Here is a 14,261-nt window from a genome sequence, read left to right as displayed (position 1 = left end):
AGAGCAGAACCTGTGTATTCAAAAGAGGGAGAAGGTGACTGGTTCGGCAGGGGGGCCCGCCCGGTTGTGCCAAGCGAGGGGCTGGGCTCTTCTTATCTGAAACAGCAAAGTAGATTGCTGCGACAATATTGCGCTATGTGTATCTAAAACCTATGCTTTTTATATCTGCCTGGCTCGAAATTTGATAAGCAAATGGAAAATCTGACGATTGCAATGGCCGGTTTAACCGCCATTATTCTTTTTATTTTTGGGCTTCAGAATTTTTCTCGGGAAATTGAAAGCATCTCTGGCGAGCGCTTTCGTAAGTCGCTTAGCCGAGCGACGCGCATACCCATACTCGGCGTCTTTATTGGCGCCATTGTTACCGCTTTAATTCAGTCCAGCTCTGCCACCTCGGTGATCACCATTAGTTTAGTTAACGCCGGCGTTTTAACCTTTAAGAACAGTGTGGGCATTATTTTCGGCTCCAACGTGGGCACCACAATAACGGCGCAGTTGGTGGCCTTTAAGCTTACCGTATTTGCACCCGTGTTTATCATGATCGGATTCTTTTTATCCCTTACCCGCAATCGTTTTTCTATCTTTGGCAAGACCATTTTCTATTTTGGTTTTGTGTTTTTCAGCCTCAATCTTATCTCTTCTTCTTTGGCGCCATTGCAAAATAATCCGGCATTAATCGAAATTTTAACGCATCCGCAAAACCCACTGATTGCTATTTTGGTCGGCTGTATTTTTACGGCCTTGGTGCAATCCAGCTCGGTTACAACGGGTCTGGCTATTATCTTCACGCAACAGGGGGTTTTGGGCCTTGAGAATGCGGTGCCCATCATCATGGGGGCAAATATTGGCACCACGGCAACGGCCATGATCGCTGTTTTTGGGATGGATATCGCCGCTAAAAAAGCAGCCTTGAGTCACTTCTTGTTTAATGTGGGTGGGGTGTTGTTGTTTTTGCCCGCCATTTTATTGTTTGGCCACAGGTTAAGTGACGTGACCATGGACCCAGCCATTGCCTTGGCTAACATTCACTTTATATTCAACGTGGTTGCCAGCCTCATATTTATTATTTTTCTGACGCCTTTTACCCGCTTTGTCGACTTTTTGCTGGGTGAAGGGAAAATGGATTTTGAGCGCCTTGAGCTGCCAACCTATCAAGAAGATGAAGAGTTTCAGCTTATCGTGGACAGGCTTGAAGCGGGTAACCAACAGCTGCTCAACTTTTTAAAGGAGAACTACAACCTCGTCACCCTAAGCTTAGAAACAAACTACATGAGTATTCAGGACACGGCGCAAAAACGCATTGAATACGTCAACTTTATTGAAAAAGAGTACATGACTTACTTCACCTCGTTGTTAAGCAAGATGAAGGATGAAGAGCAGTCGAGAGAGCTGATAATACAAATTAATCGCTATGATTATCTGTTCCAGATCCATGACTCAATTACCGATCTGTTTGAGAGTAAGCGCATCATGAGCAAACAATTTATCGAGTTAAAAAGTGATATTTTGATTCTGGTGAGAGAGCTATCGAGCGATACCTTAAATCTTTTTACCCAAACCAGTGAGCATTTAGAAGAGCCAAAAAATGATGAAATTGAGAAGTCGGCCAAGTTGTTGCAACTGCATTTAAATCAGGCCCACCGCAAGCTGTTATTGTTACTTGCCGATACCAATAGAAAAGATGCAGGGGCACTCACCAACTTTGTTACTTACTCGCAACGCCTCAAAGATAAATTAATAAATTTCCATAAGGTGTCTTCAAACATAACCGCCGAATTATGACGCGCTGGCAAGGGAAGATAACGGGAGTTCTTGGTCGCATCGCCACTGCCACTATAGTCTTTGCCCCGATACTTCTTTTACCGCCTTTGGATGAACCAAAACGCCGGTGGTGTAGTATCTTTGCTTATGATCATAACCAGCTGAGCGCTTGCAGTAGCGCATCAAACAGGAGCACGCATGTTAAATATGGATTTTGCCGAGAAGTTAGCGATTAAAACGGCAGAGCAACCCTGGCTGGCAAGCCCAGCTAAAGGGGTGTGGCGCAAGCCATTGGAGCGCGAAGGCAAAGAGTCTGGGCACACCACAAGCATAGTTAAATACGAGGCGGGCTCGCGTTTTAATCCGCATCCTCATCCTCTGGGCGAGGAGATCTTTGTACTTGAGGGGGGGGTTTCAGACGAGCACGGCGATTACCCGGCGGGCACCTACATTCGTAATCCGCCTAAGAGTGTGCATGCGCCCTTTAGTAAAGAAGGCTGTGTGCTCTTTGTGAAGCTCAATCAGTTTGATGAAAAGGATACGCAAACAGTGCGCATCAACACCCGGGCAACACAGTGGCAACCGGGGCAGGGTGGTCTTGAAGTGATGCCACTGCACACCTTTGAGCATGAACATACGGCCCTGGTGAAATGGCCCAAGGGCGAGCGCTTTGTGCCTCATAAGCACTTTGGCGGCGAAGAGGTTTTAGTGCTTAGCGGCGAGTTTTGCGATGAGTTTGGTCGTTATCCGCAGGGCACCTGGCTGCGCAGCCCGCATATGAGTGAGCACACGCCGTACGTAAACGAAGAAACGGTGATCTTGGTGAAGGTAGGGCATGTGCCTTTTCGCTATTAGCCTTGGCGCAATACCTGCGGCCCGGCTAGGTGGTTCAATTAAGGAACCGGCGCTGGTTTTGCACCGTTTTTTATCACATTCCTTTTAACACCGGGGTATATCTGGTTAGATAGGGCTGCAAACGCATTGCAATAAAGACAATAAGTAACAACGCAATGTGATAAATTTCGAATGAAACGTCGGCAGATGTGCAGGTGCTGCAGGCCTGGTGTATCAGTTGTCTGCCTATCGGCGTGATCTTATAAATAAAAAATAATCGAGGTAACAATGAAATCATTAATTCACTTTCTTGCGGCAATCACGCTTGCGTTTAGCGCTGCGGTCTTTGCCCATGTCGATTTGAAAACCAGCGTGCCCGCTGATAAGGCCACGCTAGCTCAAACACCCGAGCTGTTATCACTCACTTTTACCAAAGAAGTGCGCCTGGTGAAGGTATCACTAAAAAATGCGCAGGGTGAGGCCATTAAATTTGGCTTTAAGCCCACTAAGGAAGCGAGTCTTGAGCATTCCTGGGCACTTCCTGAACTTGCGCCCTCAAACTATCAGGTTGATATGATTTTTCTTGGCCAAGACGGCCATAAAATGAAAAGCAGCGTTAGCTTTGTTGTGAACTAAGCAGGGCTAATACCCAGTGATGGACGTGTTTATCTGGAATACCATCATTGTGCTAGCGAAAATGGCCTTTTATGCAGGCTTTGCCGGTGTTGCCGGTTATGCCTTCTTGGGTCAGGTGTTTGCCCATGAAAAGGACCCCGCACGGCCAGGCGTATTGAGCGGCATTTGCCTGCCATTATCCCTGGTTATGCTTGCCTTTGCCGGCAATGCTGTTTGGTTTTTTGCCAATACCGGTGCCATGGCAGAAGACGGCATTGGCGGCGCGTTCGATGGCTTTATCCTGGAAATTATGTGGGATTCATCCATAGGCGAAGCGACCCAGGTGAGAGTCCTGGGCTGCCTGGCTGCCTTAGGGGCGGTGATGCTATTGGCGTGCTCTGCCAAAGCCACATTAGTTAAATGGGCGCGCCATGGCCTGTTTGCTGCCAGCTTATTAATGCTTGCCTACTCCTTTACCTTGGTCGGGCATGTTTCTGAGTTAACGGCGCTAGAAAAAGCGCTTTTAATGGTGCATGTCGTGGTGATGGCCTGGTGGTTTGGGGCCCTGTATCCGCTTAAACATGCCGTTGAGGTGCTCAATGATGATGGGCTAATAGCCCTGATGAACCGCTTTTCACGGCAGGCTAGTGTATTGGTTGGTGTTTTACTCTTGGCTGGCACCTATTTGGCGTTTCAATTGCTCAGCAGCCCTCAGGCACTGTTTGCGTCGAGTTACGGACAAACCTTACTGATTAAGCTAGTGTTAGTGCTGTGTATATTGGCGCTGGCCGCCAGGCACAAGTTTATACTCGTTCCTCGGCTTAACAACCCGGATGGGCGGGCGGTGTTAGCTAACTCCATCACTCTAGAGATGGTCATCGCAGGGGCCATTTTGGCCGTAACCGCTTGCTTAACCAGTGTGGTAGGCCCTACTAACTAAAACAATAAAAAGAGAAGCATAATGAAATTACTATCCGCATTTTTATTCCTGCTGGCAACGACCAGCGTTGCCGTGCAAGCCCAGAGTGGCGATGAAAAAGACGCGAAACTGTTCAAAGGGTTGGACACGGCCGCGGCCAAGGCGGTGCTAACCTTTAAACAGGCCCTTAAAAGCGGTGATAAGGCGCTCGCCAAGGCACAGCTTGCCGATGATATTATTATTTTCGAGGGCGGGCGCGTAGAGCGCAGTGCCGACGAATATGCGCATCATCATATGTTATCCGATATGAAATACCTGAAAATGATGGAATCAAAAACACTGGAACATCAGGTAGAGGTTTTCGGTAACACGGCGGTTTCTGTTTCACGCAGCCATACCAAAGGCACCTATAAGGATAAGCAATACGATTATGAGGGTATGGAAACCATAGTGCTGGAGCAACAAGACGGGCAGTGGAAAATAAAGCATATTCACTGGTCTAACTAAGCCCTGGCGCCACTAGAGCCCTGGTTCTGGCTGCCAGGCCAGACGCACTCGCAAGTGATTGCGTTCAAGTGATTATCTTGATGCATAACGCTAATAAAAAAAGCGCCCTAAGGCGCTTTTTTATTGATCTTGCTCGCCATTGGCGCAGGCAAGCGCTAAATGGCCGTGAGGCTGTGCTCCAGCATGGCCTTAATCTGGGCCACAATTTTTGCTTCCACTTCAGGTTCAAACTGGGCGATACGCGGGGTGTGAATATGCCCAGTGGGAATGTCGGAATTGAGCTCGTTGCGCAGGCGAATACTGCGATAGGAGATCTCGTTCGATAAATAGCCGCCACCGCCACCGTTGACCGCAACGGCGTTTTTAAGCTCTTCCAAGGTCTTGGGCTCAAAGGTTTTCTCCAACGTGGTGACCTTGTGGTTGTCGATGATTTTATATGGGCCCTTGGCCTGTTGCATTTGCGTTACCGGCAGGCTGAACTGCACAAACTCATCGCCAGGTAAGGGACGGCCATTGAGGCTGGAGATTTTCGGTGCCGTTTGCGTGCCGCCATAAACGATATTGGCGTTATCCGGAGCGGTGACGCTGCGACGTTTGCCGGGAAAGCGCTCAAGGTCAAAGTCTTTACGACCCATGCTCACGGTGACCACCATATCCACGCTGTTCAGGGCGTAGTAGGGAGCGAGGATCTCTTCAATCAGACCCTGGTCAAAGTCTTCATAACGCACCGGGATCATCACGGTGTTGATTTCCGCCTGTACGCCCTTAAAACTGATCACCTGGCCATCGAGTAACAGCGCGGCTACGCCGTACGTAAACGAAGAAACGGTGATCTTGGTGAAGGTAGGGCATGTGCCCGTGGGCGATTAGGCCCTTGGTTCTTAGCGGTCTTGTTGGCCTAAAAAACCATCAGTAACCCTAAAAAAACCATGTGTAACAAGGCCCTATTTATTTTCTATTTCTCCTCTGTTCCTATAGAATCAGAAAGACCATGCGTGAGGGTAATAACCGGGTTATACAGATAGGGAGACAGGAAGAGATGTATAGTGAATTATCTAGGGCGACCAGCAACTGCAAACGCGGTTGGGTGGTCGGCATAGGATTCATAGCAGCCTTGTTGACAGGTTGTAATGATGATGGACATGTCAGTATCAAGGTGGAGCAACCCACTGTTAGCAGTTTTGGGGTGGACAGCTCCGAGGCCGGGGTGCAGTTAGACTGGGTAGCCGTAAAGGGAGCCACTAACTACGAGGTGTTTCGCTGTCCTGTGCCGGAGGGCCGGGTTAACGGGCTGTGTGAAGATATTGACGTTAGCCAGTGCGGCACGGCCTTGGTAAAAACCCCACAACTGACCTATTTCGATGTGCCGCCGACGGCACCTGCGGCATTTTGCTACAGCATTCGTCCCTGTTTTGATGGGGATGGTCAGGAATGTGGTGCTCATAGCAAGGCCAAAGCTGGGGTGCATAGGCTCAGTGCCGAGGAGCGACCCGAACGCTTTCTTGAGGCATACATCGGCGATGATGGCCGCCACACCTACACGGGCCAGAAAACCACTTTACACTCTTTTTTGAAAAACAAGAATGTGTTGGTCGGCAAGGCAACCTACCAGTGGCGTGTTATTGGCGGTTCAGGCGGTGGCTTGACGCTAAAAACATCCGATCTGGAGAATCCAGACTACCGTTCCGTTTCCTTTATCGCTCCTTCAACACCGGGACGCGTGGATATTGAAGTGCGGGTGAGTGACAACCGAGGAGTAACGGATACCGCCAAGGCGGCTATTTATATCCGCAACCATGAGGCTCCGGTATTAACCCAGACCACCTCAAACCGTGTTGTTCAAGCGGGTGCAGAAACCGCCCTGTCGGTGCAGGCATCTTCTATTAATGGCCCATTGAGCTACATGTGGACGCAGATTAGCCCTGACCCGACTGTGTTACCCATCACATTGGATGATCCAAATTCAAGTAATCCTAAATTTATAGTGCCCGATGTGTTCACCAGCTCCGATGGTGTTACATCTACGCTGGCCAAAGGCAATATTGTCTTTAAGGTTCAAGTAACCGATTCCACTGGCGAAACCAGTACCTCTGAGGTAGCGCTTCAGGTTCATCAGCCCGTAGAGGCAACGACCAAAGACCACGACTCTACGACGACCTCGGGAGATGGTGCGGCGAAGTCGAAACCAAGTGGTAAGCCATTGTCTGTTGCTTTGCCTGTTGTTCATGCTGTGCTTCCCCCTCTGGCCGTTGAGGCCATGCCTGCTACTAGCAATCTAGCGGGTGAGCAGGAAAACCTGGCGGTAGCTGTAACCGGCGGCAAAGAACCTTATACTTACAGCTGGACTCAGGTTGGTGGCACCGAGGTGCTCGGCGGTTTGCCGTCCGATCAAGCGAAGCCGAGTGTGGAGCTGCCTAAAATTACTACCGCTGAAGATCTCCACTTTAAAGTGGAAGTGATCGACAGCAAGGGCAAAAAGGCAACCGCACAGCTTGTGGTCACCGTCCAGCCCTCAAAAGCGGTAGTTACCCCAGAAGTACCGCAACCGGTTATCAATAAGCCCTTTCATATCACCGCCGGTGACAGTGGTGATCTGTATACCTCACTCGAAAAGGTACAAGTATTTCAAACGGCTGGCACCGAGCTTACCGTAGAGGGGATCAGCGCCTTAGAAAGTGGCCAAACGCGAATTCGTATTTCTGCGCCGTTACTTAAAGTAGATAGCGCTACGGCTCAGTTATTAATAACAGGTGTTAAAGGCGGGCGTGAAATAAGCCAGGTGCAGCCGGTGAAAATCTTTCATCCGACGGATACCGGCAAGGCTGAAACGGAACCCACCGTGGTAACTACGACGCCGAATAAGTACAAAGAATTGGTACTGTCTGAGCCAGGGCTTTTGAGTGCGACTGAAGGGCAGGAACATGTGCAGTTGGCTGTATCAGTCATGGGGGGAGAAGGGCCTTATCTTTATGCATGGACGTATAAAGGTGATGTAAATGATCCAGATATAACCTTGCTTGATGAGACCACGCGTACGCCGTCGTTTAGTTTGACTGATGTTGATGTCCCGGTAGATGTGGTGTTGCACTTCCAAGTAGCAGTGAACAGTGCCGACGGCCAAAGCCGGACACTGCCGTTGGATCTGGTCGTAAAAAATATTACCGAGCCGGTGCGTTGGAAAGTGCCTTCGGTTGCCCAGCGAGAAACAGCAAGCAGCTCACTGACCGATGTTCCCCTGAGTGTCTCACTTCATGGCGATGCGGGTAATTGTATTATCGACTGGACTCAGGAATTGACGGGAGTGGAGAGTGAATTAGTAGTACCCTTTGTCGGCGGCTCTGAGCATACACCCTCGCCTAGAATCGATTTGTCGGCGGTCCCTGCTGATAAGGCTTCGAGCTATCATTTCCGAGGTGTTGTTGAGTGTCCGGGGGGGCAGCGTGATGAGGCCTTGTTGTCCTTGATGGTATCGGCGGGTGAGACGCACCGCCCAGTTGTGCCACCGGCAGATCCGCTGAGTGTCGCAAGCATGGCGCCGGTCACTGTGTTAAGTGGTCATGCCGCTTATTTGCATGCGCCTAGCCCCGTTGGTGGTGTCGGTCCTTATCGTATGAATGTAGTGCAGGAAGCCGGTGACAGTGACCAGGTGACCATTACCCCTGTGCAGGCAGGCACCTGGCAGCTAACCGATTTGCCCGATGTCACAGCCGGGCCAAAACAGCTGAATTTTACTTTTGTTATCCATGATCGTAATGGTGGTGAGGTGCATGTAACCCAACAGGTTAAGGTGGTGAGCCAATTGACCGAGTTTATTGCCGATATCTCAGCACCGCCAGGGGTACTCGCTTCCGACAGATTAGAAATGCTGGCGATTGCAGGTGGTGGCAGTGGTAATTATACCTTTCAGTGGACTATTACCCCGATAGGCTTGGACGATCCGGATAGCCTGCCGATGGACATGTATCAATGCGTTAATGAAGATGGTACCCCTTGTAAAGATGCTCCACTTGTAGTGCCGCCCTTACCTCGTTCGGCAAGCGGTAATACGGCCTCATTCTTCCTTTGGGAGGCACCCGATGACAATGACCCCGACTATTCGGTTAATGTGCTTATGACGGCTACGGACATAACAACAGGTAAGAGTTTTGAGGTACGCCGTACCATTCAGATCAATAACCGCTCCTACCTAGAAAATTACCTTCGTGGCACAACGGAGCAATACGTACCAAAATACGCTGCGAGGCCGGGCTCCGAGTGTGTGCTATGCGGTGACAGAGATCATCAAGATCCCTGTTCGGACTTGGATCTAATCTTGGGGATGACCATCCGCTGTCCAGATACTCATCCTTACTGCATGAACGATGTGCGAGTGGATTACGATGGCGTAACCAATACCGGCTACTGGATACCTGAACTAGCGGTTAGTAATGGTTTACAGGTGACGCAATATCGCCGCTGTGTCAGTGAGGAGGCAGCCTTTCTACAGTGGTATCTGGATTCAAAAACACGCCCCGAGTGTCAGGAGGTTGCCAGTGCCGATGCTCATACTCGTACCAGCGAAGATAATGACAATGGCTGGGGCGTTGACTTCAGCATAGTCACGCCTGAAAATCAGGTGCCCGGTGTTGAATGTCACCTAGCCTGTTACGGTGATAGCTGTAATCTGGACTCTAATCCGCCGCCGGAGACGCTGTTCGGTCTAGATAAGGATGGTAATCCGACTCCAACGAGTAAATAGCCAATAAGAGAAGCCCCGAGCAACCGCATCGGGGCTTTTTTATGCCTTGATTACACTCATTTCAATAGATGGCCTGATGCTGGAAGCTTATCAAGCTAGCCAGAAGAAATAACAACGACGCTTACCTAGGTGTGCGGCTTGTTATTCACCCGACAACCAGGCGTTGCCGGGTGAATCCTAGATCTGTGTGGTCTTCAAATGCTGCTGGGTGATGACTACAGCGCCGTGAGACTGTGCTCCAGCATGGCCTTAATCTGGGCCACAATTTTTGCTTCCACTTCAGGTTCAAACTGGGCGATACGCGGGGTGTGAATATGCCCAGTGGGAATGTCGGAATCGAGCTCGTTACGCAGGCGAATACTGCGATAGGAGATCTCGTTCGATAAATAGCCGCCACCGCCGCCGTTTACAGCAACGGCGTTTTTAAGCTCTTCCAAGGTCTTCGGCTCAAAGGTTTTTTCCAGCGTGGTGACCTTGTGGTTGTCGATGATTTTATATGAGCCCTTGGCCTGTTGCATTTGCGTTACCGGCAGGCTGAACTGCACAAACTCGTCGCCGGGTAAGGGGCGACCATTGAGGCTGGAAATTTTCGGCGCGGTTTGCGTGCCGCCATAAACGATATTGGCGTTATCCGGAGCGGTAACACTGCGGCGCTTACCGGGAAAGCGCTCAAGGTCGAAGTCTTTGCGGCCCATGCTCACGGTGACCACCATATCCACATTATTCAGGGCGTAGTAGGGGGCGAGAATTTCTTCAATTAATCCCTGGTCAAAATCCTCATAGCGCACCGGGATCATCACGGTGTTGATTTCCGCCTGTACGCCCTTAAAACTGATCACCTGGCCATCGAGTAACAGCGCGGCTACGCCGGAGGGGTTGCTTTGGTTAATGTTCCTGTCGAGCAAGAAGGGATCAAAGCCGGTGAGAAGGATTTTTTTGGCCGTGCCTTTAGTGTATTCCAGGTCATCACGGCCGCGGCTGCCGTGCTCTAACAGACTTAGCAAGGCGGCTTGCTCGGTCTCACTGAGCGCAAATGCGGGTTTAACCGAGCGCATCACCTTGCTAGATTGCAGGCGTGCCCAATAGAGTTCGCGATCATCATAACTATTTGTGCTGGTCAGGCGTTGTTTGGCGCTTTGCCATAGTTCGCTGGCATGGGCGTGAACCCGATCTTTGGCTTCGGCATAGCTTTTGGCCGTTTGCCATTGCTGCTCAAATTGACTGATATCAGTGCTAAAGGCGCTTAATACCTGGGGCATGGCGCTGGTGGCTTTTTCAATGCGCAGTTCTTCAACGGTAAGGTTGGCCGCAAACGCTGGAAAGGTGGATAAAATAACGCCAGAGGCTAGTAGTGCTTTGATCATAGTGGTCCTATACAGTGTCAATGCCTAGTTGGATGCTTGCGTTACTATCCTATGTCTCATTGCCCTGCGCAAATAAATCGGTCGGATGTTTTGGCGTGGTGGTGATTGAGCATTGCTGCGGTATTACCTACAATAGCGGCCACATTCATAATTTAAGAAAAACCACCATGACAGATACAAGTGCAAAGCCCGCTATCCCAGATATGCTTTCTATCAACCCGCGTAGCAAGTTCTACAACGAAGAAATTCTAAAGCATGAGATTGGCGTGCGTTTTAACGGCAAAGAGCGTTTCGACGTAGAAGAATACTGCATCAGCGAAGGTTGGATTAAGGTTGCCTCACCGAAAGCGCTAGACCGTCGTGGCCAACCACTACTGCTTAAAAGCAAAGGCACGGTAGAAGTTTTCTATCGTTAAGCCTCCGAGGCAGGCTGTTTTTAGCCTGCCTAATTCGCGATTGCTCTGTGAGTACCCGCGTTTTACTCTATTAGCTCACATTGGACGTGGCGTTAAACATAATGAAATGGACATTATTATTCAGTAGCTTGCTACTGAGCCCTGGCTTACTTGCTAATGCGCAGTACACCGAGTCCGAGTGTATCTTGCTGCAACATCAAATTAATGACTTCAGTCATGCGCAGCAGTCCTCACCTTATCTTGTTGCCAAAAAAGCGTACGATAGACATTGTGTTAGCCCGCGGGCGACGAATACAGAAATCTCAACGCCTACCGAGATCACCATACGTCCGAAAATTGCTAACCCTGTCAAGGCTCGCAACTCTTCTAGTCCACCTCAACAGGTGACCCATGAATCGGTCAATGCCTTCGAGCTGATGCTTTCTTTCTTGCTCCCCATGGGCTTGTGGTTTGGGTTTGCCCTTTTGCTGCTGGCGGCATTTAAAGCGGTATTGGTCTTTAAAGCCGGCTCAATCGGAGAGTGGTGGGTAAACCTTAAACTAAAAGAGCTAACCAAGGGCACCAATCTTACCCTGTACGAAAACCTTCTGCTGCGCACCGAAAACGGTGAATTTACCGAGGTGGATCATCTGTTGGTGAGCCCATTTGGTATTTTTGTGATTGAAAGCAAGAACTACAGTGGCTGGATTTTTGGCAATGAAAGGCAAGCTAAATGGACACAGCGTACCCTGCGCTACAAATCTCAGTTTATGAACCCGTTGCGGCAAAATTATAAGCATTGCCTGGCGGTCCAGTCTTTTCTGGGGGTTAAAGAAGGCATTGAATCGCTGGTGGTGTTTAACGATAAAGCGACTTTTAAAACGGACATGCCAAAAAATGTAGTAATGTTAAGCAATATGAATGACTACATTAACGGTTTTACCGAGCCAAAATTTAGCAAGGCGCAATTAGCTGAATTTAATGTGCTTTTATCCATGAGAGAAGAAAGCACTACAGCCGAAGATTACAAGGCGCATATTCAGCAAGTAAAAGCACGGCACGAGTCGGCCAGTTAGCTCAGCGCAGGCAAGACACGGTAATAAACTAACAAAAATAAGAAATTACAGTATGAATGTCGATCCAACATTATTAGAGCGAGTCGAGAAGAAGCTCAATAACCAAAATGCCGTGAAGGCAGGGCTCGCGGGGGCGCTTTGGAGTATGCCTTTACTGGTGATTTGGTATGCCGTGTATTACTTCGCGCCCGCTTTTTCACCCATGATGCTGTTTATTAGCGGCGCCCTCATTGGTGTTATGGTGCGCTATCATGGCCAAGGCTATGGACGCCGTTTTGCTGTAATTGGCTTTCTTACCCACCTGATCCTGGTGGTGGTGGCTATCAATATCGGCATTGTGATCACCGGCACCATCTGGGGCGTCATTCTGCTTGGCTTGTATCTCTCGGGCGCCTGGGCGGCGGCGTTTTTTGCGCGTAAAGGTATTCCCTTAACCCAAAACAAGGCCTTTTATGTCTTAACCGAGCAACAGGCCCATTCCAGCGACACCTTGCTGAAAAACCGCTGGTATGTGGCTGTGCCACTGTTGCTGCTGGTGGCTTCGCTGACCAATGTGGCGACGGCAGTTGGAATTCACATCTTCCACGGCATTAATCAGCAGGTGGCAGCCGCCGAGGGCTATCAGCAAGAGCTGGAACGTCATCGCGCTAAGGCCATCGATGTGACACCTAACAGTCTGGATCAGCTCACCACCCAAGAAGCCTTGTTCTACGCCTATAGCTACTATACTGGCCGCCATGTTAATGCCCGAGGCCAGTATAAAGGTGAGTACCCACTTTCAACCTTTAAGGCAAAAACCATACTGAACTACCTGGTTAAGTATCGCCAGGAGCCCAGGGCCGCCTTTATTTTAGCGCGGGTAGATGAGGGGGCGCGGCGGGCCAATATGCTGCAAACGGCCATCTCACAAGGCGACCAATATGCCAAATTTTACTCCGTGGTTGCCTATGGCTGCACCAGCGAAGAAAAACGGGCCAAGCAACTTTTGGCGGGCATGCAAAGGTTGGTGAAAGAGGAGCCCATTGCCTCAGACATCAACACCCTGATGCATTATGGCTTTGGGTATATGTGCGACGAACTCGATAATGCGGACTTTGAACTGCGCTTTCTTCGCGATTATTCGCCTAAGTCTTAGCGGCTTTATTTATCGGCTCGCCCAGAACTGCTACTCTACACCTATAAGAGTTTAAGTGAGTAATGACCATGATCAATGACAACGACATTATTGAAACCCTCGAAGAGCTTGAAGCGTTTTTGCGTTTAGTTGAAAACGGCGGTTTGGGGCTAGATAAGGCCACAGGGATTGCTTTGGCCACCAATAATGCCGATGGCCGCCCCTTTGTGGCCGTGCTGGATGACAATCACCAGCTTCTGTATGGCCGTTGGGTGAGCGCCTATGTGTATGAAAATGGCAAAGAAATGATCCAAAACGCACCGCAAAGAAGACACTAAGTTTGTTCTGCTCGGCGACCGACAATATGTGTTAGGCCGCGGGCGCACAAGCAAGCGATGCAATATAAGCCGGTGTGATTAAAACTTCACGCCGGCTTTTTATTGGCGGTGAGTTTGCTAACGCTTTCGGCAGTTGCTTCATCTATAAAGCATTTACTTTACACAAAAAGTAGCTTAGTCTTTTTAGGCTATTTTAATTGAGAGTGTTATGTTTAGACTGGTTTCACAGGTATTGGTTATTGCAGCCGTGCTGATTGCTTTGCTTGGGCAGGCATTCGCGTATTCTGCGATGACGTGTGAAACGACTATGGACGCTCATCAATCTCATGTAGCCATGAATATGGCCACCGAGCACACTCAGATGCAGCATCATCAAGGCATGGATCACGGCGATACAGCCATGAGCTCAGCTATGATGGATGACTGTTGTGAGGTGCAGTGTGTTTGCCCGGCAAGCGCCTGTGCATCGGTGACCCTTGTCAATTCCTCTACCGCCATGGCCGACGTGATTGCCGTCAGTGAAGCTGTTATTAGCGCCACCCCCACGCAGCCACGCGCGATTCAAACGTCTCTTTTTCGCCCCCCCATTTTTGCCTAACA

At 49.7% G+C, this 14,261-nt stretch carries 12 protein-coding genes and 1 pseudogene; 11 read left to right on the top strand and 2 right to left on the bottom strand.

What is annotated here, in order from left to right; genetic code table 11:
- Positions 1-192: 192 nt before the first annotated feature.
- The 5 genes from C2M29_RS13265 (at position 193) to C2M29_RS13245 (ending at position 4,636) form a co-directional block, all read left to right on the top strand.
- A complete protein-coding gene (locus C2M29_RS13265) occupies positions 193-1,782 on the top strand; it encodes a Na/Pi cotransporter family protein (protein ID WP_105190211.1) in 1,590 nt (529 codons plus the stop codon).
- 177 nt (positions 1,783-1,959) lie between these two features.
- Positions 1,960-2,616, top strand: coding sequence for a cupin domain-containing protein (locus C2M29_RS13260; RefSeq protein WP_105190210.1), 657 nt, complete (start codon positions 1,960-1,962; stop codon positions 2,614-2,616).
- A 267-nt stretch (positions 2,617-2,883) separates the two neighbouring features.
- Positions 2,884-3,231: a copper resistance CopC family protein gene (locus C2M29_RS13255; RefSeq protein WP_105190209.1), complete on the top strand. Its 348-nt coding sequence runs from the start codon at positions 2,884-2,886 to the stop codon at positions 3,229-3,231.
- Between the two features lie 19 nt (positions 3,232-3,250).
- Entirely contained in the window at positions 3,251-4,150 is a 900-nt protein-coding gene (locus C2M29_RS13250; RefSeq protein ID WP_105190208.1) for a copper resistance D family protein, read from the top strand.
- 21 nt (positions 4,151-4,171) lie between these two features.
- Positions 4,172-4,636 carry a YybH family protein gene (locus C2M29_RS13245; RefSeq protein WP_105190207.1) on the top strand — a complete coding sequence of 155 codons (465 nt, stop codon included), beginning with the start codon at positions 4,172-4,174 and terminating at the stop codon, positions 4,634-4,636.
- A gap of 155 nt (positions 4,637-4,791) precedes the next feature.
- Here the strand turns inward: C2M29_RS13245 and C2M29_RS13240 are convergent.
- Positions 4,792-5,445 (bottom strand): annotated as a pseudogene (locus tag C2M29_RS13240) (hypothetical protein); the annotation flags it as partial.
- Positions 5,446-5,753: 308 nt separating this feature from the next.
- Between C2M29_RS13240 and C2M29_RS13235 the strand changes: the two are divergent.
- Entirely contained in the window at positions 5,754-9,374 is a 3,621-nt protein-coding gene (locus C2M29_RS13235; RefSeq protein WP_158684735.1) for a PKD domain-containing protein, read from the top strand.
- Positions 9,375-9,589: 215 nt separating this feature from the next.
- Here the strand turns inward: C2M29_RS13235 and C2M29_RS13230 are convergent, their stop codons facing one another.
- Complete coding sequence (locus C2M29_RS13230) at positions 9,590-10,738, bottom strand: hypothetical protein (protein ID WP_105190205.1); 1,149 nt, start codon at positions 10,736-10,738, stop codon at positions 9,590-9,592.
- A gap of 167 nt (positions 10,739-10,905) precedes the next feature.
- On the opposite strand from C2M29_RS13230, the gene C2M29_RS13225 reads away from it, so the two are divergent.
- The 5 genes from C2M29_RS13225 (at position 10,906) to C2M29_RS13205 (ending at position 14,259) form a co-directional block, all read left to right on the top strand.
- Positions 10,906-11,154, top strand: a complete 249-nt coding sequence (locus C2M29_RS13225; RefSeq protein WP_105190275.1) for a DUF3297 family protein — start codon at positions 10,906-10,908, stop codon at positions 11,152-11,154.
- 101 nt (positions 11,155-11,255) lie between these two features.
- Positions 11,256-12,209: a nuclease-related domain-containing protein gene (locus C2M29_RS13220; RefSeq protein WP_105190204.1), complete on the top strand. Its 954-nt coding sequence runs from the start codon at positions 11,256-11,258 to the stop codon at positions 12,207-12,209.
- A 52-nt stretch (positions 12,210-12,261) separates the two neighbouring features.
- Positions 12,262-13,344, top strand: coding sequence for a hypothetical protein (locus C2M29_RS13215; RefSeq protein ID WP_105190203.1), 1,083 nt, complete (start codon positions 12,262-12,264; stop codon positions 13,342-13,344).
- Between the two features lie 68 nt (positions 13,345-13,412).
- Complete coding sequence (locus C2M29_RS13210) at positions 13,413-13,661, top strand: hypothetical protein (protein WP_105190274.1); 249 nt, start codon at positions 13,413-13,415, stop codon at positions 13,659-13,661.
- 208 nt (positions 13,662-13,869) lie between these two features.
- Entirely contained in the window at positions 13,870-14,259 is a 390-nt protein-coding gene (locus tag C2M29_RS13205; protein WP_105190202.1) for a hypothetical protein, read from the top strand.
- Positions 14,260-14,261 lie beyond the last annotated feature (2 nt).

It is taken from the genome of Pseudoalteromonas sp. T1lg48 (assembly GCF_002964785.1).
GTDB lineage: Bacteria > Pseudomonadota > Gammaproteobacteria > Enterobacterales > Alteromonadaceae > Pseudoalteromonas.
Note: the sequence above shows the minus strand (reverse complement) of the source record. Positions and strands in the feature narration are given on the sequence as shown.

What these genes read in the sequence shown, in the direction of transcription:
- C2M29_RS13230 (WP_105190205.1), bottom strand. Translation starts at nt 10,738, where the DNA reads ATGATCAAAGCACTACTAGCCTCTGGCGTTATTTTATCCACCTTTCCA.
- C2M29_RS13245 (WP_105190207.1), top strand. Translation starts at nt 4,172, where the DNA reads ATGAAATTACTATCCGCATTTTTATTCCTGCTGGCAACGACCAGCGTT.
- C2M29_RS13210 (WP_105190274.1), top strand. Translation starts at nt 13,413, where the DNA reads ATGATCAATGACAACGACATTATTGAAACCCTCGAAGAGCTTGAAGCG.
- C2M29_RS13225 (WP_105190275.1), top strand. Translation starts at nt 10,906, where the DNA reads ATGACAGATACAAGTGCAAAGCCCGCTATCCCAGATATGCTTTCTATC.
- C2M29_RS13255 (WP_105190209.1), top strand. Translation starts at nt 2,884, where the DNA reads ATGAAATCATTAATTCACTTTCTTGCGGCAATCACGCTTGCGTTTAGC.
- C2M29_RS13260 (WP_105190210.1), top strand. Translation starts at nt 1,960, where the DNA reads ATGTTAAATATGGATTTTGCCGAGAAGTTAGCGATTAAAACGGCAGAG.
- C2M29_RS13215 (WP_105190203.1), top strand. Translation starts at nt 12,262, where the DNA reads ATGAATGTCGATCCAACATTATTAGAGCGAGTCGAGAAGAAGCTCAAT.
- C2M29_RS13205 (WP_105190202.1), top strand. Translation starts at nt 13,870, where the DNA reads ATGTTTAGACTGGTTTCACAGGTATTGGTTATTGCAGCCGTGCTGATT.
- C2M29_RS13250 (WP_105190208.1), top strand. Translation starts at nt 3,251, where the DNA reads ATGGACGTGTTTATCTGGAATACCATCATTGTGCTAGCGAAAATGGCC.
- C2M29_RS13220 (WP_105190204.1), top strand. Translation starts at nt 11,256, where the DNA reads ATGAAATGGACATTATTATTCAGTAGCTTGCTACTGAGCCCTGGCTTA.
- C2M29_RS13265 (WP_105190211.1), top strand. Translation starts at nt 193, where the DNA reads ATGGAAAATCTGACGATTGCAATGGCCGGTTTAACCGCCATTATTCTT.